This is a genomic window from Bradyrhizobium diazoefficiens (genome assembly GCF_016616885.1).
GTDB lineage: Bacteria > Pseudomonadota > Alphaproteobacteria > Rhizobiales > Xanthobacteraceae > Bradyrhizobium > Bradyrhizobium diazoefficiens_F.
In genome coordinates this window covers 637,785-663,099 of sequence record NZ_CP067102.1, presented here as the reverse complement: position 1 = coordinate 663,099, position 25,315 = coordinate 637,785, and the positions used below count along the sequence as shown (strand labels likewise).

The following is a 25,315-nucleotide window of genomic DNA, read 5'->3' as shown; positions in this document are numbered from 1 at the left end:
TCGGCTCTGGTCAGGAGAGGACTGATCTGCTAGATAGTCTCACGTGCAACTATTTTGGACCGGAGCCGGCCGGCCGTCAACTGGAATTCGGAGCGCTCTCCTTGGCGAGGACATCCAGCGACATCGCGCTGAAGACACGCGAAGCCGATGAGGCTTCACCGCGGCCCAAATCGCGGCTCGATCTGTTCAAGTTCGTGCCGTTCCGGCTCAACCGGCTCGCGGCGGAGGTCAGTTCCGCGCTCGCGGTCGAATATCAGGAACGTCACGGCCTCGACATTCCGGCCTGGCGCGTCATTGCCACGCTCGGCTTCCGTAACGATGCCTGCAGCGCGCAGTACATCTCGCAATGCACCCGCACGCACAAATCCACCATCAGCCGCGCGGTGACGACGCTGCTGCATGATGGCCGGATCGAGCGGGTCGAGAACGAGGCCGACCGCCGCGAATTCCGCCTGCAACTGACCGACAAGGGCCGCGCGCTTTACGAGGAGTTGTTCCCACAATTGCTGCGGCGGGAAGACGAGATCCTCACCTGCCTGTCCGCACAGGAGCGCAAGCAGCTGTCGGCTTTGCTCGGCAAGATCGAGGGCAGTCTCGACCTGATCCAGACCAGCGAAGAGGCCGACGCCAAGCAGGCGTATTAGCTCCTCTGTCATTCCGGGGCGCGCGTAGCGCGAACCCGGAATGACGGCTTCGCCGTCACTTCGCAAACGACCGCGTCGGCGGCAAATGCAGCGCCCAGGCGTCGACCTTGTCGCTCGCACGCGGATAGATCTCGGTCACAACAGGATCGTGTCCGGGAATATAGCGATCGGGGTGGCCGGCGAGACGTTCGATCGTCTCCCAGCCCACGGCCATGTCGCCGACATTGTAGACGATCGGAAATGGACTCCTGCGCTGGAGATTGGCGTAGTAATGCGCGGCGTCGGACGCCAGCACCACCGGACCGCGCGCGGTCTCGACCTTGACCACCTGCAAGCCGTCCGAATGGCCGCCGACACGGTGCACGGTGACACCGGGCGCGACCTCGCCGTCGCCGGAATAGAAATTGACGCGCTCGCCATAGACATGGCGCACCATCTGGGTGACGTGCTCGACCGAGAATGGATGTCGCAGCAGTCCGTTGCACATGCAGCGGCCCGTGGCATAAGCCATCTCGCGCTCCTGGAGATGGAAGCGCGCATTCGGGAAGCGATCGAGATTGCCCGCGTGATCGTAATGCAGATGCGTCACGATAATGTCGCGAATGCTCGATGCAGCGACGCCAAAGCGCTCCAGCGCATCGACGGGATTGAGCGTCAGCTTGCGCGCACGCGAGGTGGCCTCCTCGGCATTGAAGCCGGTATCGACCAGAATATCGCGGCCCTGGCCTCGGATCAGCCAAACGAAGTAGTCGAGATCCTGCGCGGCGCTGTCATGCGGGTCGGGCGCCAGAAAATTCATGCTGGGGGTGCGCGGCGACATCGTCGCATAGCGCAGGGCGTAGATTTCGTAGGCGTTTCCCATGGCTTCGATCCCGGCTCTTGCTTTTTCTGGTTGGACCTGCCGCGCACCAAGCCATCGCCCATCGCAAAGGTCAAACGGCTGAGCCTGCAGCGGACGCAAGGCGCAATGTGAGACCAATCACATTTTCGTCGCTTGTGCCGGCCTAACATGACCGCCGGAACCGCAAACGAGAACGCGTCGAGTAAAGCCGTGACCGCCAAATTATTCCCCTCGCAGCCAGCCTGTGCGTCGCGGTCAATTGTCGCGATTGCGCCGAATCTCCAAGCGGTTGACGCCCCCACTCCCGGGTTTGATAATGCACATTGCGTAAGTTAAGGTCGCCGCGGCGCAAGCTGGGAACGGCGCCTTTTTGGCTGGACCGCGCTGATTATGAAAATTCGCTTCCTTTTTCTTCTGCCCTTGCTTGCCTCGTTGATCCCGACCGCGCCGTCGCATGCGGCCGGCGACCGCTTCGCGCTGGTCATCGGCAATGCCAAATATCCGGACGCGGACAGCCCGCTGAAAGAGCCGATCAACGACACCCGCGACGTCGCCGACGAGCTCAAGCGCGACGGCTTTTCGGTCGAGGTCGGCGAGAACCTGACCGGCGATGCGATGCGCCGTGCCTTCGACAAGCTCTACGGCAAGATCAAGCCGGGCTCCGTGGCGCTGGTGTTCTACAGCGGGTTCGGTATCCAGTCGGCACGCCAGAGCTACATGATCCCGGTCGACGCGCAGATCTGGACCGAGTCCGACGTCCGCCGCGACGGTTTCAGCATCGAAGCGATTCTCGGCGAGCTCAACACCCGCGGCGCCGGCGTCAAGATCGCGCTGATCGATGCGAGCAGGCGCAATCCCTTCGAACGGCGGTTCCGGAGCTTCTCGGCGGGTCTGACCCCGGTCATCGCGCCGAACGGCACGCTGGTGATGTATTCGGCGGCGCTGGCATCGGTGGTGTCGGACGCCGGCGGCGACCATAGCCTGTTCGTCCAGGAACTGCTGAAGGAAATCCGTGTCCCCGACCTGATGGCGGAGGAAACGCTGAACCGCACCAAGATGGGCGTCACCCGCGCCTCGCGCGGCGAGCAGGTGCCGTGGATATCGTCCTCGCTCGCCGAGGATTTCTCGTTCATTCCAGGTGCCGCTGGATCGCGCCCGACGGCGACGACCCCGCCGGCACCTCCCGCACCGCCGCCGGCGGTCGCCACCAACAACCCGCCTCCGGCTCCGCCCGCCCCGCCAGCACCACCTGTAGCTGCGAACAATCCTCCGGCGCCGCCCGCACCTCCGTCACCGCCCCCGCCGGCACCGAAGCCGCAGGTTGAGGCCGTGCTGCCTCCGCCGCAACCGCCGGTCAAATCGGCCGAGCCGGCGCCGAACGCGGATGGCGGGCCGAGCGCGGCCGCGCTGGCTGAGGATCCCACCATCAAGGGCCTGACGGCCAAGATCGCCGCCAATCCGGACGACGTGAACGCGCTGTACCGGCGTGGCCAGGTCTATGCCAGCAAGGGGGCCTACAGCCTCGCCATCAAGGATTTTGACGACACGCTCCGGATCAATGCGAAGGACGTCGAGGCCCTGAACAACCGCTGCTGGACCCGTGCCGTGGTCGGCGACCTCCAGGCCGCGCTGAAGGATTGCAACGAGGCGCTGCGGCTGCGGCCGAACTTCGTCGATGCGCTGGACAGCCGTGGGCTGGTGAACCTCAAATCCGGGACGGTGAAGAACGCCATCGCCGATTTCGACGCGGCGCTGAGGATCAACCCGCGACTGACCTCCTCGCTCTTTGGGCGGGGGATCGCGAAGCAGCGCAATGGCTCGGCGCAGGAGGGCGCGCTCGACATCGCCAATGCCAAGGCGATGGACCCGAACATCGTGCAGGAATTCGCAAGTTACGGAGTGCGTTGATATTTTTTGATTTGAGGCCCGCCGCCTCGAACCCATGGCGGCCCGGCCAAGACTAACGAACGGATGCCGCAGGCGGCCTTGCCGTCGGGCCTATCGCAGGAATTTTGGAACGGCGCGGGCGCGCGCGCAGGAGGGACTGGCAATGAGATTGGCTGCAAAGGGACTGACCGCAATCCTGTCCATCATCACCATCAGTGCCGCGCTGTCACTGACGCTCCCGCCCGCCTTTGCCGGCGATGACGGCAACAGCAAGAACGTCACCGAGGACGAGATCCTCCGCGCGCTGGCACCGCCGCCGAAGAAGCCCCTGACCCGCGGCCTCTCGATCGCTCCGCAGGCCGATCCGGCGCCGAACCCGGCGGAAACCAAGCTGATCCAGTCCGTCCGCGGCCGCGCCACCCGCTCGCTATCATCGACCGAGCGCGAGGAGATCGCCTCCGCCGCCAAGGACAAGCCGAACATCGATCTCGAGATCACCTTCGACTACAACTCGGCCGACATCAGCACCAAGTCGCTGCCTTCGGTGCAGGCGCTGGGCCGCGCCCTGACCAGCCCCGACCTGAAGGGCTCGACCTTCGTGGTCGCCGGCCACACCGACGCCGCCGGCAGCGAGGGCTACAATCAGGAGCTGTCGGAACGCCGCGCGGATTCGATCAAGCGCTACCTCGTCGAGAAGTACAGCATTGCCGCGACCGACCTCGTCACCGTCGGCTACGGCAAGAGCAAGCTGAAGGATCCGAACCAGCCGATGGCGGAAGTGAACCGCCGCGTGCAGGTCGTGAATATGGAAAACAAGACCACCGCATCGAAGTGACCACGACGTAATCCTTTGCAGTGACACGTCGTGATGTGGTGTAAAGTCTTGCTCCCGGCGCGCGTCCCGCAGCCCTGCGGGACGCCGCTTCGTTTCAGGGAAACGTTCCCAGCAACCCCGAGCCAGGCCAGGATGATCCGGCGATGAACATCTCCGAATATCTCAAGCCTGCGGGAACCGTGGCGTTCATCGTTGCGCTCGGCATCGGCTATTACTGGTTCGAGCATCGGCATCGCCCCGAAGCGAAGGAGACGCCGGGCGAGGCGCTCGTCATCGTGACGAAGTCCACCAATGCCTGCTTCTCCGATCTGGTGCGGGTCACCGGCTTCTTCGTGCCGCGGCGCGAGGCCGTGGTCATGGCCGACCAGGAAGGATCGAAGGTCACTGATCTCTTCGTCACCGAAGGCGCCGTCGTCACTGACAACCAGGAGCTCGCGCGCCTGACGGCGCCGCCGCAGATCCCGGGCCAGCCGCAACGGCCCGGCCCGCAGGGTCCGATCTCGCTGAAGGCGCCCGCGCCGGGTCTCATCACGGAAGTGCGCACCATTGTCGGCGCGCCGGCCTCGCCGCAGGCGGGACCGATGTTCCGCATCGCCGTCAACAACGAGATCGAGCTGGATGCGCAGGTCCCGGCCGTGCACATGCCGAAGCTGAGCCCCGGCGCGACGGTACGGATCAGCCGCGATGACGCCGCCGATTTGATCGGCCGGGTCCGGCTGGTTGCGCCCGAGATCGACCGCGCCACGCAGCTCGGCCGCGTCCGCATCAGCGTCACCAACAATCCATCGCTGAAGGTCGGCGTATTTGCCCGCGCCTCGATCGACGCCAAGCGAAGCTGCGGCGTCGCGGTGCCCAAGACCGCGATCGACCATCTCACCGTGCAGGTGGTTAAAGGCAACACCGTCGAGACACGCCGGGTGCGCGTCGGGCTGACGTCCGACAGCCAAACCGAAATCCTTGAGGGGGTCGACGTCGGCGAAATCGTCGTGGCCGACGCCGGCTCTTCGCTGCATGACGGCGACCAGATCAAGACCATGTTCGCCGATGAACTCGATCGCACGCGGGTACGCTAATGGCTCTCAATATCTCGGCATGGTCGATCCGTAATCCACTGCCGTCGGTGGTGTTTTCGATCATCCTCCTGATCCTCGGCTGGACCTCCTTCAACAAGCTCGCGATCACGCGACTGCCCTCTGCGGACATTCCCGTGATCTCGGTCGCGGTGGCGCAGTTCGGCGCCGCGCCAGCGGAGCTCGAATCCCAGGTCACCAAGACGGTTGAAGACGCCGTCTCGGGTGTGGAGGGCGTGCGGCACATCACGTCCTCGATTACCGACGGCGTGTCGGTCACCACCATCCAGTTCGCGCTGGAGACCAACACCGACCGCGCACTCAATGACGTCAAGGACGCGGTGACGCGCGTGCGCTCGAACCTGCCGCAGAACGTCACCGAGCCGCTGATCCAGCGCGTCGACGTGATCGGCCTGCCGATCGTCACCTATGCCGCGATCTCGCCCGGCAAGACGCCGGAGCAGCTCTCCTATTTCGTCGACGACGTGGTCAAGCGCGCACTGCAAGGCGTGCGCGGCGTCGCCCAGGTCGAGCGCATCGGCGGTGTCGAGCGCGAGATCCTGGTCTCGCTCGATCCCGACCGCCTGCAGGCGATGGGGCTGACCGCCGTCAATGTGAGCCAGAGCCTGCGCGGCACCAATGTCGACGTCGCCGGCGGCCGCGCCGAGATCGGCAAGAACGACCAGGCGATCCGGACGCTGGCCGGCGCCAAGACGCTGAGCGATCTCGCCGGCACCATGGTCCCGCTGTTCGGCGGCGGCGAGGTCCGGCTCGACGATCTCGGCACCGTGACCGACACCATCGCCGACCGGCGCACCTTCGCACGCTTCAACGGTGAGCCGGTGGTCGCGCTCGGCATCAAGCGCTCCAAGGGCGCCAGCGACGTGAAGGTCGCCGAAGCCGTGCAGAAGCGCATCGACGCGCTCAAGGCCGCCTATCCCGACGTCGACCTCAAGCTGATCGACACCTCCGTCGAATACACCAACGGCAATTACGAAGCGGCGATCTCGACCCTGTTCGAGGGCGCCATCCTCGCCGTCGTCATCGTTCTGTTGTTCCTGCGCGACCTGCGCGCCACCGTCATTGCCGCAGTCTCGCTGCCGCTGTCGATCTTCCCGGCGTTCTGGGCGATGGACATTCTCGGTTTCTCGCTCAACCTCGTCAGCTTCCTCGCCATCACGCTGTCGACAGGTATTCTGGTCGACGACGCCATCGTCGAGATCGAGAACATCGTACGGCACATGAACATGGGCAAATCGCCCTATCGTGCCGCGCTCGAAGCCGCCGACGAGATCGGCCTCGCCGTGATCGCGATCTCGCTGACCATCATCGCGATCTTCGCGCCCGCGAGCTTCATGTCGGGCATCGCCGGACAGTTCTTCAAGCAGTTCGGCATCACCGTCTCGGTGCAGGTGTTCTTCTCGCTGCTCGCGGCACGGTTCGTGACGCCGATGCTGGCCGCCTACTTCCTCAAGCACGGCAATCACGAAGAGCCGCCGCCGGGCCGCATTCTGCGGAGCTACCACAGAATCGTATCTTGGTCGGTGAAACACTATTTCATCACCGTGCTGATCGGCTTCGGCATCTTCGCGGCCTCGATCTGGAGCATCACGCTGCTGCCGCAGGGCTTCCTGCCGGCGCAGGACAGCGCCCGCTCGCTGCTGGCCCTCGAGCTGCCCCCGGGTACGCAGCTCGCCTACACCGAAAAGGTCACCGAGGACATCGTCGCGCGCCTGCGCAAGCGGCCCGAGGTGAAGAGCATCTTCGTCGACGGCGGGCGCGTTCCTCCGGGCACCCAGGAAGTCCGGCGTGCCGCCCTGATCATCAATTACACGCCCAAGAACGACCGCAGCATCACCCAGCGTGAGCTCGAATTCTCGATCAGCCAGGAGCTGGAGAACGTTCCCGATATCCGCTTCTGGTTCCTGGACGAGAACGGACTGCGGGCGATCTCGCTGGTCGTGACCGGCGTCGATGCCAACATCGTCAACAACGTCGCCAGCGAGCTCGCGACGCAGATGAAGCGGATTCCGACCATCGCCAACGTCATCTCGGAAACCTCGCTGGAACGGCCCGAGCTGCGCATCGAGCCGCGCGCCGATCTCGCCGCGCGGCTGGGCGTCTCGACCGAAAGCCTGTCGCAGACCATCCGTGTCGCGACGATTGGCGACGTCGGTCCGGCGCTTGCCAAATTCGACGTCGGCGACCGCCTGGTTCCGATCCGCGTGCAGCTCGAGGATGCCGCGCGCGGCAATCTCAAGACGCTGGAGCAGCTGCGCGTGCCGCTCGGCGAGCACGGCGAGAAGGGCGGCGTGCCGCTCTCGGTCATCGCCGACGTCAAGCTCGATCAGGGCCCGACCAGCATCAACCGCTACGACCGCGAGCGGCAGGCTACCGTCGCCGCCGACCTCGTCGGCTCCGCTGCGCTCGGCGACGCGACCAAGAAGATCTACGACCTGCCTGTCATGAAGAGCCTGCCGAAGGGCGTGAAGGTCTCACCCTCGGGCGATGCCGAAAGCCTCAACGAGCTCTCCGACGGCTTCGCCACCGCGATCACGGCCGGCCTGATGATGGTCTATGCGGTGCTGGTGCTGCTGTTCGGCACCTTCCTGCAGCCGATCACCATCCTGTTCTCGCTGCCGCTCTCGATCGGCGGCGCGATCGCGGCCCTGCTCATCACCGGCAAGCAGCTCACCACGCCGGTGTGGATCGGCATCCTGATGCTGATGGGTATCGTCACCAAGAATGCGATCATGCTGGTGGAATTCGCGATCGAGGCAATTCACGCCGGCAAGCCGCGCGACGAGGCGATGATCGACGCAGGCATGAAACGCGCCCGCCCGATCGTGATGACCACGATCGCGATGGCCGCAGGCATGATGCCGAGCGCGCTCGCGGTCGGCGCCGGCGGCGAGTTCCGCTCGCCGATGGCGCTCGCGGTGATCGGCGGCCTGATCTTCTCGACCATCCTGTCGCTGGTGTTCGTGCCCGCGATGTTCATGGTGATGGACGATTTCGGCGCCCTGATCTGGCGCTTCGGCAAGCGGCTGATCGTGCACAGCGAGGATACCGAGACCGGCGATCATCATGAGGCTGCGGATGCGGGACCAGCGCCGAAGAGAGTCGTGCACCCTGCGGCGGAGTAATCTCCCTCAGTCTCGGCTCAGGCAAACACACAGGCGGAAGCCGTCGCAGCGACGTGAAATACCTCGCCGCGATCGCCTGATCCTACTCGTTCCGCGCGATCGCCGTCAGCTTGGTCATGTTCCTCAGCAGGATGCGGCCACGCTGGAGATCGAGGATCGCCTCTTTCCGCCAGGCCTGAAGCTGGCGGTTGACGCTCTCGCGGGCGGCGCCGACGAAGACGCCGAGCTGCTCCTGCGAGATGTGCACCTCGGAGCCGAAATCGGCAGCGAGTGCGCAGAGCCGCCGCGCCAGCCGCACCGGCAGCGGCTGCAGCATGGATTCCTCCATGCGCTCGCTCTGCCAGCGGATGCGCTGGCACAGAAGCGCGATGATCTTGATGGCGACCTTCGGCTCACGCTCGAGGAAGGCGAGGAAGTCTTCGCGCCGCAGCACGAACAATTCGCTCACCTCGCCGGCGGTCGCGTCTGCGGTGCGGCTCTGGCCGTCCAGCACCGCGACCTCGCCGAACAGATCGCCCGGCCCCATGAAGTTGAGCGTCAGCCGGCTGCCGTCGGAGGCGCCGGTCTCGATGCGGACCTGGCCGCGGCGCACGCCGAACAGTGCGTCGCCCGGATCCCCTTTCTGGAACAGCACCTCGCCGTTCCCGAGATGCTGGGTGTGGCAGAGATTGGACAAACGCTGGAGTTCGTCCGCACCAAGATCGGCGAACATGGCATTCATTTTCAGAATGACCGCAAATTCGGCCTGCTTGCTCATTTCAACGTCCTTGTGAATTCTTTGGCAAATCGCTTGGAAGCATCAACGTCAGAATCGCGTAAAACCGCGCCGGAGAAGTGTGTCATAAGTCACATAACTTTGCAGCACCTCCCGACTATTTTTAGTCGCTTGGAGCGGCTTCCCGTCCCGGGATAAACTCAGGCGTGAAGGACGGGCGCAAAGGACGGGCAATCTGCCGGATCCGACACCGCTCGTCCGTCGTTGGAAAGTCGACATGAGAGCAGTGAAATTCGCCGGCGCGGCGGTGGCCGCAATCATCGTCGTGATCGCCCTCCTGCTGGTGATCGGGATCCCTTCGGGCTTCCTGACCGCGACGATCGCCTCGCGCGTCGAGCAGGCGAGCGGCTATCGCCTGACGATCGACGGCACCACCAAGATCAGCCTGTGGCCGACGCTGAACGTCACGCTGAACGACCTCACGCTCCAGGACCCCAAGGACCGCAGCGGCATCACGCGCCTGACGATCGACAGCGTGCAGGCCGACATGTCGCTCGCAAGCGTGTGGTCGGGCCGCCCTGACATCAGCGAGATCGTCGTCACCCATCCCGTGATGTACCAGCCGCTGCTGCGTGAGCGCCGGCCCAACGCCGATGCATCGCCGAAGCCGCTCGCGCTCGACATGGATGGCGCGAGCATCGACCGCGTCAAGATCACCAACGGCGAAATCGCATTCTCGCGCCTGCGCGATCGCATCGACGGCCGCATCAGCGCGATCAATGCCGAAGCGATCATGGGCCGCGACCGCAAGGTCAATATCGCCGGCACCGCGCGCGTTGGCGAGCACCCGACCAAGTTCGACATCAAGGCGACCACGCCGGCGCCGCCGATCGAGCGGCAGGCCATGCCGGTGGATTTCACCATCGACATGCCTGACGTGCTGAAGTCTCAGCTCGCCGGCCACGCGGAGCTGCGGCTCAATGGCGCGGTCGTGATGGTCAACGGCGTCAACGGCACGCTCGGCGATGGCGCCTTCAACGGCTGGGCCTCGGTCGACATCGCGAGCAAGCCGCTGGTGAAGGTCGATCTCGACTTCCAGCGGCTCGCAATCCCGCTGGCGAAATCGCCTGACGGCACGACCGGGCGGCCTTGGAGCGATGCGCCGATCGACGTGTCCGGGCTCAACTATGTCGACGCGCAGATCAGGATCTCGGCGAACGAAGCCGTCATCGGCGATGCCCGTCTTGCGCCGCTGGCGCTCGATGCGAAACTCGCCGGCGGCATCTTGAAGGCGGGCACCGCCAATCTCGGCGCCTATGGCGGCCAGGTCTCGGGCGAGGTGATCCTCGATGCGACCAGCGGCGCGCCGAGCTTTGCGATGCATTCCGACCTCGTCGGTGTGCGTGCGCTGCCGCTGCTGCAGGGCCTTGCCGAATTCGACCGGATCGACGGCAAGCTGCAAGCCAAGCTCGCGCTGCGCAGCGCCGGCACCAGCCAGCGTGCGCTGATGGCGAACATGCAGGGCACGGCCTTCGTCAGTTTCCAGGACGGCGCCATCCGCGGCATCAATGTCGCGCAGATGATCCGCTCGCTGACGTCGGGCACGCTGTCGGGCTGGCAGGACAACCAGAACAACAGCCAGGAGCAGAGCACCGACCTGTCGCAGCTCTCGGCGTCCTTCCGCATCGACAAGGGCCAGGCGGTGACGACCGATCTCAATCTGATCGGGCCGCTGGTGCGCGTCACCGGCGCCGGCACCATCGCGCTCGACACCAAGATGATGGGCTTTCGCGTCGAGCCGAAACTGGTGATGACGACCGAAGGCCAGGGCCGCGCCTCCGATCCGGTCGGCTTCGGCATTCCCGTGATGATTACCGGCGCGTGGTCGCAACCGCGGATCTATCCTGATATGGCCGGCGTGCTCGACAATCCGGATGCCGCCTATGCCAGGCTGCGTGAGATGGGCAAGGGCCTGTTCGGCCCCGATGGTGCCGGGCTCGGCAACATCCTGAACAGCTTCGGCCTCGGCGGCGCCGCCACACCGGGTGGCGGCAACGCGGCGGGCAATGCCAATCCGCAGACGCAGCAGCAGGGCCAAGGACAGGGGCAAGGGCAGAACAATCCGCTCGGCGGCCAGCTGGGGGAAGCGATCGGCAATCTGATCCAGCAGGGGCTCTCGAGCGGCGCGGGAAACAACGGCACCGGCCGAAGCCGCAGCCTGCCCGGCGCGCCGACCACCCCGGCACCCCAGGCTTCGCCGACCCCTCCGACCCAGGACGCGCCTGAGGCGCAGCAGGATAGCCAGCCGATGAACGACGTGATGCGGCAGCTGTTTAATCGGTGATTGGCGGACCAAGGCGTCGAGCTCCGCGCGCAGCCTTACGCCGCCTCGTCACACAGTTCTTCCTCCGAACGGAGGAGACGGCCTGTCGGCTCCGGCAATTCACCGCCCCGCCAGCCGTCCCGGCATTCCCCGGCGGTAACCACACCCGCCCTTGACTGGCCCCTTACCGGCCCCTTGCTAGTCCCTTGCCGGTCCAAAAGCCCAAATTGTGGTAGAACGGCCGTGGGGCCTGTACGGCCCATAGCGCCGGCGTCGGTCGCGGCGCGAGAGGATCCGGATGGCGGGAGCGAAAGACAAGACCTGGTTTCTGCGCGAGGGCCTGTTCGCCAAATATGTCGTCTCCCTCGTCGGCCTCGTCGTGTTCGTGCTCGCCGTCAACGGCGCGATGGAGACCTGGATCTCCTATCGCGCCATCAAGGCCTCGCTGACCGACGGGCTCGAGGACAAGGCGCAGGCCGCGGCCCGGCGCATCGAGCAATCCGTCTCCGAGCTCGAGCGCCAGATCAGCTGGGTGACGACGGCGAGCCGGGACACGCTGGAGAAACGTCGCGCCGACTACGCCCAGCTGCTGCAGCAGGTCTCGGTCGTCTCCCAGCTGTTCCAGCTCAATGGCGAGGGCCGCGAGGTGCTGCGCGTCTCGCGCCAGTCGACCACGACCGGCAGCAATGCCGACCTCTCCCGCGACATGCGCTTCACCGACACGGTTGCCCGTGGCGTCAGCTACTCGGCCGTCAATTTCGTCGATGAGAAGCCCGTGATGTCGATCTCGGTGGCGCATTCCGGCTTCAACGCCGGCGTCACCGTGGCCGAGATCGATCTCGGCTTCCTCTCCGACTTCCTGTCCGACGCCCAGGTCGGCAAGGCGGCGTTTGCCTATGTGGTCGACGCACGCGGCCGCGTGCTGGCGGCCTCGTCGAAGGGACCCGATGTCGGCAAGGATTTGTCGAAACTGCCGCAGGTCGCGGCTGCGATCGCACCCGGCCGTGAGCCGGATACGTCAGGCACCGACTTCAACGGCCATGCGGTGCTATCGGCCGCGAGCACGGTGCCGAAGCTCGGCTGGAGCGTGTTGTTCGAGCAGCCGACCGTGCAAGCGCTGACGCCGATCCGCGACCAGCTCGTGCGCATCGCGCTATTGATCGGCATGGGCCTCCTAGTCGCGATCCTCGCCGGCACGCTGCTCGCACGCCGCATGATCATCCCGATCACGGCGCTGCGCGACGGCGCGCACAAGCTCGGCGAAGGCGATTTCAGCCACCGCATCGACGTGCACACCTCCGACGAGCTGGAAGAGCTCGCCGGCCAGTTCAACCGTATGGCCGGCCAGCTCCAGGAGACCTATTCGGATCTCGAAACAAAGGTCGAAGAGCGCACCCGCGACCTCGCGCAGTCGATCAACGAGCTGAAGGTGCTGGAAGAGGTCGGCCGCGCGGTCGCCTCCTCGCTCGACCTCAACGCCGTGCTGCCGACCATCGCCGCCCGCGCGCTGGAGATCAGCCACGCCGACGCGGTGGTGATCTACGGCTATGATGCGCAGCGACGGCGCTTCAATCTGGTCGAGGCCGACGGCATCGACCAATCGGCTGACGGCGCCCATGTCACGATCGACGAAGGCGAGAACATTTTGAGCGATGCCGCCAGGAGCGGCGAGCCGATCGCGATTGCCGATCTCGATCACGCCGCCGCGCAGCCGCTGCGCGATGTCGCGATCAATGCCGGCTTCCACGCGGTGCTGGTGGTGCCACTGGTCGACCAGCAGGGCACGCTCGGCTCGCTGGTGGTGCTGCGGCGCTTAAGCGGCGCGTTCGAGGGCAGCCTCACCGGCTTGATGCGCACCTTCGCCAACCAGGCGGTGCTGGCGATGCGCAACGCGCGCCTGTTCACCGAGGTCGACCACAAGAGCCACGCGCTGGAGACGGCGAACGAGACCGTGCGCGCCCAGGCCGACAAGCTGCGCGAGCAGACCGAGCAGCTCAAGAACTGGAACAAGTCGCTGGAGGAGCGCGTCGAGACCCAGCTCGGCGAGATCGAGCGCATCCGCAAGCTCGAGCGTTTCCTGGCGCCGCAGGTGGCGCAGCTGATCGCCTCCTCCGACAGTCCCGAGGGGCTGCTCACCAGCCAGCGCCGCGAGGTGACGGTGGTGTTCTGCGACCTGCGCGGCTTCACCGCGTTCACGGAAGCGACCGAGCCGGAAGAGGCGATGAACGTGCTGCGCGAATATCACGCGGCGCTCGGCAAGCTGATCTTCAAATATGAGGGTACGCTCGACAAATATGCCGGCGACGGCGTGATGATCCTGTTCAACGCGCCGATCCAGTTCGAGGACCACACCACACGCGCCGTGAAGATGGCGGTGGAGATGCGCGACACGATCGGCCCGCTGACCGAGCGCTGGCGCAACCGCGGCCACAGCCTCGGCTTCGGCATCGGCATCGCGCTCGGCTATGCCACGCTCGGCCAGGTCGGCTTCGAGCAGCGGCTGGAATATGCCGCGATCGGCAGCGTCACCAACCTCGCCTCCCGCCTCTGCGGCGAGGCCCTGGCCAACCAGATCGTGGTGAGCCGCCGCGTCTACGGCATGGTCGAGCAATCCGTCGAAGCCCGCGCGCTCGACGATCTCCAGCTCAAGGGGTTTAACCACCCCGTGCTGGCGATGGAGATTCTTGGCTGGCGCGAGGACGAGGAGAGTGTCGTGGACGCCTCGGCTGCGCGGCGGAGAGGGTAACCTCCAACACAAAAGTCGAAAACAACCCCATGCACAGTAGACGGGGGCTGAGGGATCAATGGGTTACGCGGGTGCCAGGGCGCTTGTGGCTAGGGGACGCACCGACGAACAAAACTCCGGGTGCCAGGCCCTTTGACACGTCGGGCAAAACACCGGCATGATGGCATCATCGGGCGGTTGCGCCGAATTCACCTCACATGGTCTATCTGGCCGGCGGATCAGCTGATCCGGCTGGACGCTATCCTGTTATGATCTAAGCAAAAAAGATAGTGCGCAAGGGTTTCCTCGTAGCGTAATACTGGACGCACGTTTGACGGGAAAAGACTGGAAGACATGGCACGAGGTCCGGGGAAGAGCCGAGGGACAAAAGTCGATCGCAGCACTGAGGCCAATGGCAATGGCGCCTTCGAGGCGAAGCTATGGGCGGCGGCGGACGCCTTGCGCAACAACATGGATGCGGCCGAGTACAAGCATGTGGTGCTCGGGCTGATCTTCCTCAAATACATCTCCGACGCCTTCGAGGCGAAGCACGCGGAACTCGACGCGCAGCGCGCCCAGGGCGCCGATCCCGAGGATCCCGACGAGTATCGCGCCCGGAATATCTTCTGGGTTCCACCCGAAGCGCGCTGGAGCTACCTCAAGTCGATGGCGCCGCAGCCGACCATCGGCCAGCTCGTCGACGACGCCATGACCGCGATTGAGCGGGACAACACCTCGCTCAAGAGCGTGCTGCCGAAGGACTTTGCTCGGCCCGGCCTCGACAAGCAGCGGCTCAGTCAGATCATCAACCTCGTCAGCGACATCGCGCTCGGCGCACCCGCCGACCGTTCCAAGGACACGCTCGGCCGTGTCTACGAATATTTCCTATCGCGCTTCGCGAGCGCGGAAGGCAAGAGCGGCGGCCAGTTCTATACGCCGTCCCATGTCGTCCGCGTGCTGGTCGAGATGCTCGCGCCCTACAAGGGCCGCGTCTACGATCCCTGCTGCGGCTCCGGCGGCATGTTCGTGCAGAGCGAAAAGTTCATCGAGGCTCATGCCGGCAAGCTCGGCGACATCTCGATCTATGGTCAGGAATCGAACTATACGACCTGGCGCCTCGCCAAGATGAATCTCGCCATCCGCGGCATCGACGCCCAGATCGGTCATGGCGACACTTTCCACAATGACCGCCATCCTGACCTCAAGGCCGACTATGTGCTGGCCAATCCACCGTTCAATGATTCCGACTGGCGCGGCGATCTGTTGAAGGACGACAAGCGCTGGGCCTATGGCACGCCTCCCGCCGGCAACGCCAACTTCGCCTGGGTGCAGCATTTCATTCATCATCTCAGTCCCACAGGGCTTGCGGGCTTCGTGCTCGCCAACGGCTCGATGTCGTCGAATACGTCGGGCGAGGGAGAGATTCGCAAAGCGATCATCGAAGCCGATCTGGTCGACTGCATGGTGGCGCTGCCGGGACAGCTGTTCTACTCGACGCAAATTCCGGTCTGCCTCTGGTTCCTGGCGCGTAACAAGAAGAACGGCCGCTTCCGCGACCGTCGCGGCGAGACGCTGTTCATCGACGCGCGCAAGATGGGCACGTTGACTGACCGCGTGCATCGCGAGTTGACTGACGAAGACATTGCGAAGATCGCCGGCACCTACCACGCGTGGCGCGGCGACAAAGACGCCGGCGACTACGCCGACGTGCCGAGCTTCTGCAAGGCCACAGCGCTGGAAGACATCCGCAAACACGGCCACGTGCTCACGCCGGGGCGCTATGTCGGCGCGGCAGCAGCCGAGGAAGACGACGAGCCCTTCGAAGACAAAATGGCTAGGCTAGCCGCAACGCTATGGGAGCAGCAAAAAGAAGCGGCGAAGCTGGACCTTGCTATTGCGGCAAACCTGAGGGAGCTCGGGCATGGCGGCTGATTGGCAAATTAGTTCGTTGGGGGAGCTAATCGAGGTAAAGCATGGCTTTGCGTTCAGTGGTGCGTTTATTCAGGAAGATGCTCGCGGCGACATCCTCTTAACTCCTGGCAACTTCGCTATCGGTGGTGGATTTAAAGGCGACAAGCTGAAGTACTACGACGGCCCAGTTTCGAAGGATTTCGTTCTGCGGCAGGGCGACCTTTTGGTCTCAATGACTGATCTCAGCAAGCAAGCTGACACACTTGGCTACCCGGCCATTGTGCCTCAATGCCGATCTGGCAGTCGGTATCTACACAATCAACGGCTTGGCAAGGTTCAGATCAAGGCCCCGGACGCGATTGATCTAAAGTTTCTAAATTATCTCTTCCGTACCAGTGAGTACCGTCACGAAGTACTGGCAAGCGCGACGGGGACAACGGTAAAGCACACATCTCCAGAACGGATAAAGCGGTTCAAGTTCTTCCGTCCACCCTTGGATGAGCAGCGCGCGATCGCCCACATTCTCGGTACCCTTGACGACAAAATCGAACTCAATTGGCGAATGAACGAGACGCTGGCGGCAATGTCGCGAGCGCTGTTTAAATCGTGGTTCGTGGACTTCGATCCTGTTCGGGTGAAGGTAGAAGGTCGTAATGGTCCGTTGCCAGAGACCATAGGAGCGCACTTCCCGCATCGATTCAGCAAGGGAAAGGAGGGGCGTATCCCGGAAGGATGGTTCAACAGGGAGCTAGGCGAACTCGTCGACCTGCAACGAGGAACAACATATAAGAGCGGTCTCAAGCACCTGCCGGGGCCAGTCTTGCTTGGCCTAGCCTCCATCGAGAGAAACGGAGGATTTAGAGACCGGAATTTGTCAACTTACGGCGGACCATCTCCAGCCAATTTGATTCTTAGGCCAGGCGATATGTACGCTTCCCTAAAGGACGTGACCCAATCTGCCGATTTGCTTGGCGCCGTTGCCAAGGTTCCGCCATACATTGAGCAGGGTCGTCTCACCCAGGACACCGTCAAGTTGATCTTCAAGTCGGCTAAGACGTCCCGGCACATTGTCTATCAGACATTGCTGTCAGATGACTATCGAGTCTACTGCAGGGCACATGCTACAGGGACGACCAATCTCGGATTAAGCCGAGACGATTTCTTGGCTTTTCCCATTCTGCAGCCAAGCGAGAAAGTCCAACGCTTGTTCGATGATGCGATTGAACAGTTAGAATGTCGGATGGCGATCGCTGTTGGGGAATCCCGTACCCTCGCCGCTCTCCGCGACACCCTCCTCCCCAAGCTCATCTCCGGCGAACTCCGGGTGAAAGCCGCCGAGAAAATGCTCGAGGCCGTTGCGTGAGCGACGCCCCGTCCCGCGGCGAGTTGATCCTCTACCGCACCGAGGATGGGCGGGACACGATCCGGCTGCGAGCGGTGGACGGCACGGTTTGGGGGACTTCAACTGAGAGCGAGATTTCCTATGGCTCAGTTGTCAAGGAATCCTTGACGACTGTCGGCGAACAGGACGAACTCGCAACCTGTAAGGATTTCTTACAAGTTCAACCCAAACGCCTGACCAGGCCGGAGGCGGACCCATGACCGCCTTCACCGAATCCATCGTCGAGGAGGCTGCGCTCGATTGGTTGGCGCGGCTCGGCTATGCCGTGCTGCACGGCCCGGATATCGCCGATGGCGGAGCAGCCGCGGAACGGGTCGGGTCCGGATATCGCGATGTGATTCTGGACCGGCGATTGCGCTCAGCGTTGGCTCGGATCAATCCCGACTTGCCGGCCGAAGCGCTGGAGGACGCCCACCGCAAGCTGGCGCGGCTCGATGCGCCGTCGCTGATCGAGCGCAACCGCTCTGTCCACCGCATGCTGGTCGACGGAATCAATGTCGAGTTTCGTCGCAAGGATGGCTCGATCGGTGGCGCGCAGGCGCGCCTGATCGATTTCGACGATCCCGCGCAGAATGACTGGCTCGCCGTCAACCAGTTCACGATGGCGGAGGGGCAGCACCTTCGCCGGCCCGACGTCGTGCTGTTCGTCAACGGCCTGCCGCTCGCCGTGATCGAATTGAAGAACGCCGCCGACGAGGGCGCGGACGTCTGGGCGGCATTCCGCCAGCTCCAGACCTACCAGGCGCAAATTCCGGCGCTGTTTTCGACCAATGTGGCTCTGCTCGCGTCTGACGGCGCGCAGGCCCGGATTGGCTCGATCGGCGCTGGGCGGGAATGGTTCAAGCCCTGGCGCACCATCACCGGACGCGACGAAGCGATCAAGCTCGCCGAGTTGCAGGTGGTGCTGGAGGGTGTGTTCGAGCACCGGCGCTTCCTCGATCTGATCCGCTACTTCGTCGTGTTCGAGGCGCTTGAGGGCGGCAAGCTGGTCAAGAAGATGGCCGGCTATCACCAGTTCCACGCCGTCAACGTTGCGCTGGAGGAAACCTTGCGCGCGGCGATCCCGGCGGAGAGCTGGCACAAGTCGCAGGGCTTTACCGACGAGGAAGGCCGCTATGACGCCGGGCCGATGGCGGGTGGCGAGGATGGCGATCGACGCGTCGGCGTCGTCTGGCATACGCAAGGCTCAGGCAAGAGCCTGACCATGGCGTTCTATGCCGGCCGGGTGATCCTGGCGCCCGAGATGGGAAATCCTACCATCGTGGTGCTGACCGACCGCAACGATCTCGACGACCAGTTGTTCGGCACCTTCGCACGGTGCCGCGACCTGCTGCGCCAACCGCCGGTGCAGGCGGAGGACCGCGCCGACCTGCGCGCAAAACTGTCGGTCGCGGGCGGCGGCGTGGTGTTCACCACCATCCAGAAATTCTTTCCGGAGGAGCGTGGCGACCGCCATCCCGTTCTGTCGGAGCGACGCAACATCGTCGTGATCGCCGACGAAGCGCATCGCAGCCAATACGATTTCATCGACGGCTTTGCGCGACACATGCGCGACGCGATGCCGCGGGCGTCGTTCATCGGCTTCACGGGAACACCGATCGAGCAGACTGATGCCAATACGCGAGCCGTGTTCGGCGATTACATCAGCGTCTACGACATCCAGCGCGCGGTGATCGATGGCGCCACGGTGCCGATCTATTACGAGAGCCGGCTAGCCAAACTGGAATTGAAGGCGTCCGAGCGACCGAACATCGACCCCGACTTCGAGGATGCGACCGAAGGCGAGGAGGTCGAGCGCAAGGAAAAGCTCAAGAGCAAATGGGCGCAACTCGAAGCGGTGGTCGGCTCCGACAGCCGGATCACGCTGATCGCGCGCGATATGGTCGAGCATTTCGAGACCCGGCTCGGCGCTATGGACGGCAAAGCGATGGTGGTGGTTATGAGCCGGCGTATCGCCGTCGCGCTCTACGACGAGATCGTCAAGCTGCGGCCGGCCTGGCACGGCGAGGATGACGACAAAGGCACGCTCAAGATCATCATGACGGGCTCGGCGTCTGATCCACTGGAATGGCAGCCGCACATTCGCAGCAAGTCGCGCCGCGAAGACATGGCCGAGCGGTTCCGCGACGCCAAGGACCCGTTCAAGATCGTGATCGTGCGCGACATGTGGTTGACCGGCTTTGACGCACCCAGCCTTTCGACCATGTATGTCGACAAACCGATGCGCGGCCATGGGCTGATGCAGGCGATCGCGCGGGTCAATCGCGTGTTCAGGGATAAGCCGGGCGGACTGGTGGTCGACTATCTCGGCCTCGCCGACGAGCTGCGGCAAGCGCTCGTGACCTACACTGAAGCCGGCGGCACGGGGCGGACTGCGCTTGACCAGGCAGAAGCGGTTGCCGTGATGCTGGAGAAATACGAGGTCTGCCGTGGCTTGTTTCATGGCTTCGACTGGTCGCATTGGTTGACGGGGACCGCTGGGCAGAAGGTCTCGCTCTTGCCCGAAGCCCAGGAGCACATCCTCGCACAGGAGGATGGAAAGAGCCGCCTGATGCAGGCGGTCAACGAGTTGTCGAAGGCGTTCGCTTTGGCCGTCCCGCACGCCGAGGCGTTACGAATCCGTGACGACGTGGGTTTCTTCCAGGCGGTGAGAGCCGTGCTGGCCAAGAACGAGCCAGGCGAGCGCAAGAGCAGCGAAGACCTCGACCACGCCATTCGACAGATCATCTCGAATGCCATGGTCTCGGACGAGGTGGTCGATATCTTCGCTGCTGCAGGGCTGAAGAAGCCGGACATCTCGATCCTTTCTGACGAATTCCTGGCCGAGGTCCGCGGCATGCCGCAGCGGAATCTGGCCGTCGAGCTGCTGCAGAAGCTGCTGAAGGGTGAGATCAAGGTCCGTTCACGCCGCAATGTCGTGCAGGCGCGGGCTTTCTCCGAGATGCTTGAGCAGGCGCTTCGTCGCTATCAGAACCGTGCGATCGAGACGGCGAAGGTGATCGAGGAGCTCATCCAACTCGCCAAAGATATGCGTCAGGCCGCGCAACGCGGTGAAGACCTCGGGTTGAGCGATGATGAAGTCGCCTTCTATGACGCGCTAGAGACCAACGACAGTGCGGTGAAGGTTCTGGGGGATGACGCGCTTCGGACTATTGCTCGCGAGCTGGTCGCTACGGTTCGCGCCAACGTCACGATCGACTGGACCGTGCGCGACAACGTTCGCGCACAGCTCCGCGTGCTGGTGAAGCGGATCCTCCGTAAATATGGCTATCCGCCGGACCTTCAGGAGAAAGCGACCCAAACGGTGCTCGAACAAGCCGAAGCGCTTTCGGAGGGATGGGCTACGATTTGATCTCTCCTCCTGGTCATCCCGGCGAAGGCCGGGACGACCATGGATTTTGTGGCGACGGCGTCCGTCAAAAACAATATTGTCGAAATTGACCTTGTCGCCGATGAGCAGGATTGCGAGCGTTTGGGCCTCACGGCACGCTTCCCAGAAATGGATTGACGATGGCGAGCCCGCCGATGCTGCGGCCGTGCTGCATGTCCTCGCTATAGAGTGTGTCACAGCCGGCATCGATCGCGCAGGTAACGATCAGAGCATCATAGAAGGCGAGACCGTGATCCCGAGCGAGCACGAGCGCCGCGGCGTGCGTGTCTGATGTCAGCGGCACGATATCCGGAAAACGAAAACGGATGGACTGTACCGCCGCCTCGATGATGGACCAGTCCTGCTTCTGCTTCTTGCGCAGCACATTGGTGAATTCGTTCAGCACCTGCGCGCTGATGACGCCGCCGCCGGCAATCGTGGTCAGCGCACGCTGGCGCCGGATGTCGGTCGAATAGGCATAGATCAGGATATTGCTGTCGAAGAACGCGCTCACCGCTCATTCGCCTCGTCGCGGTCGAACTTGTAGCCGTCGGGCAGCGGAAACCGGAACTGCTCCACCTGCCTGAGAAACTCGGCCCGCTTGTCAACCTTCTCGACCGCGATCCGACCCTTCGAGGCCTCGACCACGTCGAGCTCATCGCCGGGCGAGAGTTTCAAGGCTTCTACCAGCGCCTTGGGCAGGCGCACAGCGAGGCTGTTACCCCATTTGGAGACCTGCATTGGAACCTCCATGATATACATTATATCTGTATATCATAGTGAGGATATCATGGCCGTTCAACCTGTTTTTCGAACCGCCGGGCACCTCCGAGTGGAGGGAACACACCTCCGGGGCGCTAGGCGAGGCTCATCCTCGGCGTAGGGCTCATGCCCTCCGCTCACATCCCCCGCTTCGGTCCGATCGCCTCGAACCCTGCCTTCTGCTCGTCGCTCAGATCCGCCTCGAAATCGTCGAGCGCATCGCCGACGCCGCCCACCGCCTGCAGCATCGTCTGCAGCCGTGCCTTCACGGCGGCGAGGCGGGCTTGCGGTGTGGCGGCTGCTTTTGTCAGGCAGGGACTGAGCGTCTCCATGGTGCGCAGCGTGGTGTCCTGGAGCACGTCGAGCCGGGCGCGGCCGGTGTCGTCGAGCTTGAGCGTATTGGCAATATCCTCGGCGGGCCATTGCTGTTGCACGAGCTGCTCGTATTGACGCTGCGCCTGCACATCGTAGCGGGGATCGTAGTTCGGATCGCAGGCCGAAGCCGCCTGCGCGTCCTTGTGCTGGGCTGAGGCGAGCGCCGCGCGGCGTTCGTTGGCCAGCGAATCGAGCTTTGCTTTCTGGCTGTCATCGAGGAGGTCGACAAATTTTGCCAGCGGCGCCGCGATGGCGTCGGTGGCCTTGATCATCGCATCGAGTCGGCTCTGCATCACGCCGAGGCGCTCCGGCGCCGTCATCGGCGCCTGCGCCGGACACGAGGCGCGGATGGTATCGCGCGCCGAGGCCCAGGCGGCGCTGAGCTCGTCGAGCGCGGTGCGCTGCACCTCGTTCGGCTGCACGGCGGCAGCGATGCGGTCGACCGGCAACCCGCCGGTGTCGCTGCCGTCACAGACCGCCTCCACCGACGGCACGCGTCGCGCACGACGCCCTTGCGGCGCGGTGTAGGCAGCGAGCTCCGGTGCCGCATAGGGCGCGAAGATCGCCGCATAGATATCGCCATAGCCATAGAGCGAGAGGCTGGTCGTATCACCGAGGATGATTGCCGTGGTGAGATCGTCATGGGCGAACGGCCAGAACACGGGACCGATCCAGCCATAGCTGCCGTCGGGATGCCGCCACCAACCCTGCGGACGGCGGCCGCCGTGCCAGCCGGACAGTGCGGCCTGCGCTGTGAGCGCCGCGCGAATGACGTAGGGGTTGGCGGGCTGGCCGCGCTCGGCTGCGTTTGGACTCTGGCGCGGATCCTGCGACCTCAGCGCAGCGGAGCGATAACGGCTGCCCCGCACCGCCATGCGGGCATGGCGCAACCGCGACAGGCCGATGACGTGGCCGACGGCGAAGCGCGCAACACCGAGCGGTCCGCCGCGCAATCCAAACTGCGCTTCCGCGCGATTCGGCAACAGCACGGTCAGGATTGCGAGCACCGCGCCGGCCAGCGCTGGTCCCATGCGGGATCTCGACATGATCACCGAGCCGACCACTGAGCCGACCACTTCCTGGCCCTCCTCCAGCGCCAAGCGCACATCGCGCCGCAGGGAGAAGACGCGCCGGGGAACCAAATGTTCCGCTTACAGTCTGTCATTCCGGGGCGCGCCTCTTAGCGCGAGCCCGGAATGACGGCCGGGGGATTAGCCAAGCTGTTCGAACTTCAGCGCGCCCTTTGCGGCAGCACGACGGTCTGGCCGGGGTAGATCAGATTGGGATTGTGGATCTTTTCGCGGTTGGCGTTGAAGATCACCGCGTAGCGGTTGCCGTCGCCGTAAGCGAGACGGCTCAGCGCCCAGAGGCTGTCGCCGCGCGAAATCACCCGGCTGCCGCCGGCCTCAGCCGGCGCGGTGTTGAAGACCTCCGCGGGCGAGGCCGATGCGACCGTTGCACCCGCCGCCGGCACCCGTGCCATGGCCTTGGGCTTGGGCGTGCCCATCAATCTCGGCCGAGCCGCGGACGTCGAGGCCAGACGCGACGCCGGCAGCGACGCGACGACGTCCGATCTGTCGTCGGTTTTTTCAGGCGACTTGGCCTCCGGCTTCGCTGCCGCCGTGACGCGCGCGGGCGGCGGCGCGGTTTCGGCGATCGTCACCGGCATGGTGCGGCTGGATTGCGTGACGGTGCCATCGGGCGCCTTGGCGCGCAGCGCCAGCTCGTAGCTGCCGGCGGGAAGTTTTGGCGGGGTCATCACGAACTGGCCCGACGCATCGGCGACCACACTGTCGAGCGGCTGGCCATCGCGCATCAGCTCGACCTTCGAACCCGGTGCGGCCTGGCCCGCGATCACCGCCGCCTCGCCGTGATCGTCGACGCGGGCGACGTCGAAACGGGGACCGTTATCCGCAACGGCCGGCTGCGACTTGGTCGGCGGCGCGATATCGGCCAGCGCCGTGACCTGCTTCTCCGTCTCGGCCAAGGCGCCCGCCTTCGGCGCATCGGCCGGTGCCGGCGACGCGGACAGTTCGTCAGCCTTCGGCTCGGTCTTGGATTCGACCTTGGCTTGGGCTTGGGCCTCAGCCTTCACCTCAGGCTTGACCTCAGGTTTGGCGGCGACCGCGACCCCGGTGCTCGCCCCGCCCGGCAGCAGCCGGCGCAGCTCGGTCGGGCCGATCACCAGCACGGTACCGGCCACCGCGAGCAGACAGAATGCGATAAAGGCCTTGGATGCGGTGATCATCAGTTTTCAAACCTTACGTCGCAAATCGACCCCGGCAAATTGCGCCGTTTTGGCTACGGCAGCAAGACGTTCAAAGGGATGAACCCGCACGCCCCCTCCGCGTCAAATGAGCGAGGCCGCACTGCGGCAATTTTTTTAGGGTTCCACCGTGACCGCATTTTATCGCGCCGCGCCATGGCTGGCGCTTGCCCTGACGCTCGCTGCCGCCCCCGCGCTCGCCGCCTCCGGCCCGCCGGCGGGCTTCGTCCTCACCAGCAATGCCGATCTCGCCTTCACCTCGCCCGACGGCGCCACCAGGCTCGAGCAATATATGAAGGACAGCGAAGACCTTTTCGGCGTCAAATGGCAGGTCTGGGCGCGGCACGGCGATCGGGTGACGGAGCTGAAGCCTGAGCAGGGCTTTGCCGCCTTCTTCCGCTTCACCGCGGACTAAGAAGAAAGTGGGTGAGTTCCAGCCGACTCCGTCAGGAGCAATCACCCATTTTCATCCAGCGGGGTCGGCCGTCTGGCCGGTGCTCAACTCGCAATGGCTGGTGCGGATGCAGAAGACCGGCTCGGGCGAGCAGGAACTGTTTCTCTATCATGTCGAGAACGGCGTCTTCGTCAACGCGACCAGGAAATCGCTCGGCGATCTCGCCTGGGCTTATTTCTACAGCCGGCCGGAAACCAGGCACTTCGCCAAGCTCGACTTCCACATCACGGCCAATCTCTTGAAGGGCACGGATGAGGCCTATCAGGAGCTGGGCATGAACTGGCCCAACAACCGCTACCTCGTCATCGGGCTCGGCGGCGAATACGACAAGCACCCGAAAAACACCATCATGAAGGGGCTGGGCGGCTGGCGATGCCGCTATGACCTCCAGACCGGCAAGTTCGACGTGCCTGATATTTTCGCCAAGAAGAATGCCGAAGCGCTGAAATGGGAAGTGAAGCGGGAGTGAGACGGCTCCCGGAACCGCATCCGGTTTTGTGCCCCTCAGGTGTCGCGCCAACTCCCTGATTTTGTTCCGATTCATACTTCCCTAACCCTCGCTGGTAACGGGGTCTTGTCGGTTTTGGTG

General features: G+C 64.2%; 19 protein-coding genes. 13 read left to right on the top strand and 6 right to left on the bottom strand.

The features are described 5' to 3' along the window. Positions 1 to 101 precede the first annotated feature (101 nt). Complete coding sequence (locus JJC00_RS03050) at positions 102 to 644, top strand: MarR family winged helix-turn-helix transcriptional regulator (protein ID WP_200471288.1); 543 nt, start codon at positions 102 to 104, stop codon at positions 642 to 644. A gap of 55 nt (positions 645 to 699) precedes the next feature. Here JJC00_RS03050 and JJC00_RS03045 read toward each other — a convergent pair whose 3' ends face one another. Next, on the bottom strand, positions 700 to 1,506 hold the full coding sequence (locus tag JJC00_RS03045; RefSeq protein ID WP_200471287.1) for an N-acyl homoserine lactonase family protein: 807 nt from the start codon (positions 1,504 to 1,506) through the stop codon (positions 700 to 702). 369 nt (positions 1,507 to 1,875) lie between these two features. Between JJC00_RS03045 and JJC00_RS03040 the strand changes: the two genes are divergently transcribed. The 4 genes from JJC00_RS03040 (at position 1,876) to JJC00_RS03025 (ending at position 8,423) form a co-directional block, all read left to right on the top strand. Beyond that, positions 1,876 to 3,393 (top strand): caspase family protein, encoded by a 1,518-nt coding sequence (locus tag JJC00_RS03040; protein ID WP_200471286.1) that lies wholly within the window; start codon positions 1,876 to 1,878, stop codon positions 3,391 to 3,393. Positions 3,394 to 3,535: 142 nt separating this feature from the next. Continuing rightward, a complete protein-coding gene (locus JJC00_RS03035) occupies positions 3,536 to 4,207 on the top strand; it encodes an OmpA family protein (protein WP_200471285.1) in 672 nt (223 codons plus the stop codon). Between the two features lie 143 nt (positions 4,208 to 4,350). Further along, the gene (locus JJC00_RS03030) at positions 4,351 to 5,280 is read left to right on the top strand and encodes an efflux RND transporter periplasmic adaptor subunit (protein WP_200471284.1); all 930 of its coding nucleotides are present in this window, start codon (positions 4,351 to 4,353) and stop codon (positions 5,278 to 5,280) included. After that, entirely contained in the window at positions 5,280 to 8,423 is a 3,144-nt protein-coding gene (locus JJC00_RS03025; RefSeq protein WP_200471283.1) for an efflux RND transporter permease subunit, read from the top strand. Before JJC00_RS03030 ends, JJC00_RS03025 begins: the two co-directional genes overlap by 1 nt. Positions 8,424 to 8,505: 82 nt before the next feature. Here JJC00_RS03025 and JJC00_RS03020 read toward each other — a convergent pair whose 3' ends face one another. After that, positions 8,506 to 9,180, bottom strand: coding sequence for a Crp/Fnr family transcriptional regulator (locus JJC00_RS03020; RefSeq protein WP_200471282.1), 675 nt, complete (start codon positions 9,178 to 9,180; stop codon positions 8,506 to 8,508). A 235-nt stretch (positions 9,181 to 9,415) separates the two neighbouring features. Here JJC00_RS03020 and JJC00_RS03015 point away from each other — a divergent pair, with 235 nt between their 5' ends. The 6 genes from JJC00_RS03015 to JJC00_RS02990 all read left to right on the top strand — a co-directional run bounded on the left by JJC00_RS03015 (position 9,416) and on the right by JJC00_RS02990 (position 20,851). After that, a complete protein-coding gene (locus JJC00_RS03015) occupies positions 9,416 to 11,482 on the top strand; it encodes an AsmA family protein (RefSeq protein ID WP_200471281.1) in 2,067 nt (688 codons plus the stop codon). 277 nt (positions 11,483 to 11,759) lie between these two features. Next, positions 11,760 to 14,207 (top strand): adenylate/guanylate cyclase domain-containing protein, encoded by a 2,448-nt coding sequence (locus tag JJC00_RS03010; RefSeq protein WP_200471280.1) that lies wholly within the window; start codon positions 11,760 to 11,762, stop codon positions 14,205 to 14,207. 333 nt (positions 14,208 to 14,540) lie between these two features. Further along, complete coding sequence (locus JJC00_RS03005; RefSeq protein ID WP_200471279.1) at positions 14,541 to 16,118, top strand: type I restriction-modification system subunit M; 1,578 nt, start codon at positions 14,541 to 14,543, stop codon at positions 16,116 to 16,118. Next, entirely contained in the window at positions 16,108 to 17,460 is a 1,353-nt protein-coding gene (locus JJC00_RS03000) for a restriction endonuclease subunit S (protein WP_200471278.1), read from the top strand. Before JJC00_RS03005 ends, JJC00_RS03000 begins: the two co-directional genes overlap by 11 nt. Further along, on the top strand, positions 17,457 to 17,699 hold the full coding sequence (locus tag JJC00_RS02995) for a hypothetical protein (protein ID WP_200471277.1): 243 nt from the start codon (positions 17,457 to 17,459) through the stop codon (positions 17,697 to 17,699). The genes JJC00_RS03000 and JJC00_RS02995 overlap by 4 nt, the downstream gene beginning before the upstream one ends. Beyond that, entirely contained in the window at positions 17,696 to 20,851 is a 3,156-nt protein-coding gene (locus JJC00_RS02990; RefSeq protein WP_200471276.1) for a type I restriction endonuclease subunit R, read from the top strand. Before JJC00_RS02995 ends, JJC00_RS02990 begins: the two co-directional genes overlap by 4 nt. 127 nt (positions 20,852 to 20,978) lie before the next feature. Here the strand turns inward: JJC00_RS02990 and JJC00_RS02985 are convergent, their stop codons facing one another. From JJC00_RS02985 to JJC00_RS02970, 4 genes are all read right to left on the bottom strand, one after another. Then, entirely contained in the window at positions 20,979 to 21,383 is a 405-nt protein-coding gene (locus JJC00_RS02985) for a PIN domain-containing protein (RefSeq protein ID WP_200471275.1), read from the bottom strand. After that, positions 21,380 to 21,610: an AbrB/MazE/SpoVT family DNA-binding domain-containing protein gene (locus tag JJC00_RS02980; protein WP_200471274.1), complete on the bottom strand. Its 231-nt coding sequence runs from the start codon at positions 21,608 to 21,610 to the stop codon at positions 21,380 to 21,382. The genes JJC00_RS02985 and JJC00_RS02980 overlap by 4 nt, the downstream gene beginning before the upstream one ends. A 158-nt stretch (positions 21,611 to 21,768) precedes the next feature. Then, positions 21,769 to 23,052 (bottom strand): Spy/CpxP family protein refolding chaperone, encoded by a 1,284-nt coding sequence (locus tag JJC00_RS02975; RefSeq protein WP_200473962.1) that lies wholly within the window; start codon positions 23,050 to 23,052, stop codon positions 21,769 to 21,771. Positions 23,053 to 23,237: 185 nt separating this feature from the next. Beyond that, the gene (locus JJC00_RS02970; RefSeq protein ID WP_200471273.1) at positions 23,238 to 24,254 is read right to left on the bottom strand and encodes a LysM peptidoglycan-binding domain-containing protein; all 1,017 of its coding nucleotides are present in this window, start codon (positions 24,252 to 24,254) and stop codon (positions 23,238 to 23,240) included. A gap of 148 nt (positions 24,255 to 24,402) precedes the next feature. Between JJC00_RS02970 and JJC00_RS37760 the strand changes: the two genes are divergently transcribed. Both JJC00_RS37760 and JJC00_RS37755 read left to right on the top strand, forming a co-directional pair. Beyond that, on the top strand, positions 24,403 to 24,687 hold the full coding sequence (locus JJC00_RS37760) for a hypothetical protein (RefSeq protein WP_246774073.1): 285 nt from the start codon (positions 24,403 to 24,405) through the stop codon (positions 24,685 to 24,687). Positions 24,688 to 24,694: 7 nt separating this feature from the next. Next, positions 24,695 to 25,195: a hypothetical protein gene (locus JJC00_RS37755; RefSeq protein ID WP_246774072.1), complete on the top strand. Its 501-nt coding sequence runs from the start codon at positions 24,695 to 24,697 to the stop codon at positions 25,193 to 25,195. The last annotated feature ends 120 nt before the right edge of the window (positions 25,196 to 25,315 follow it).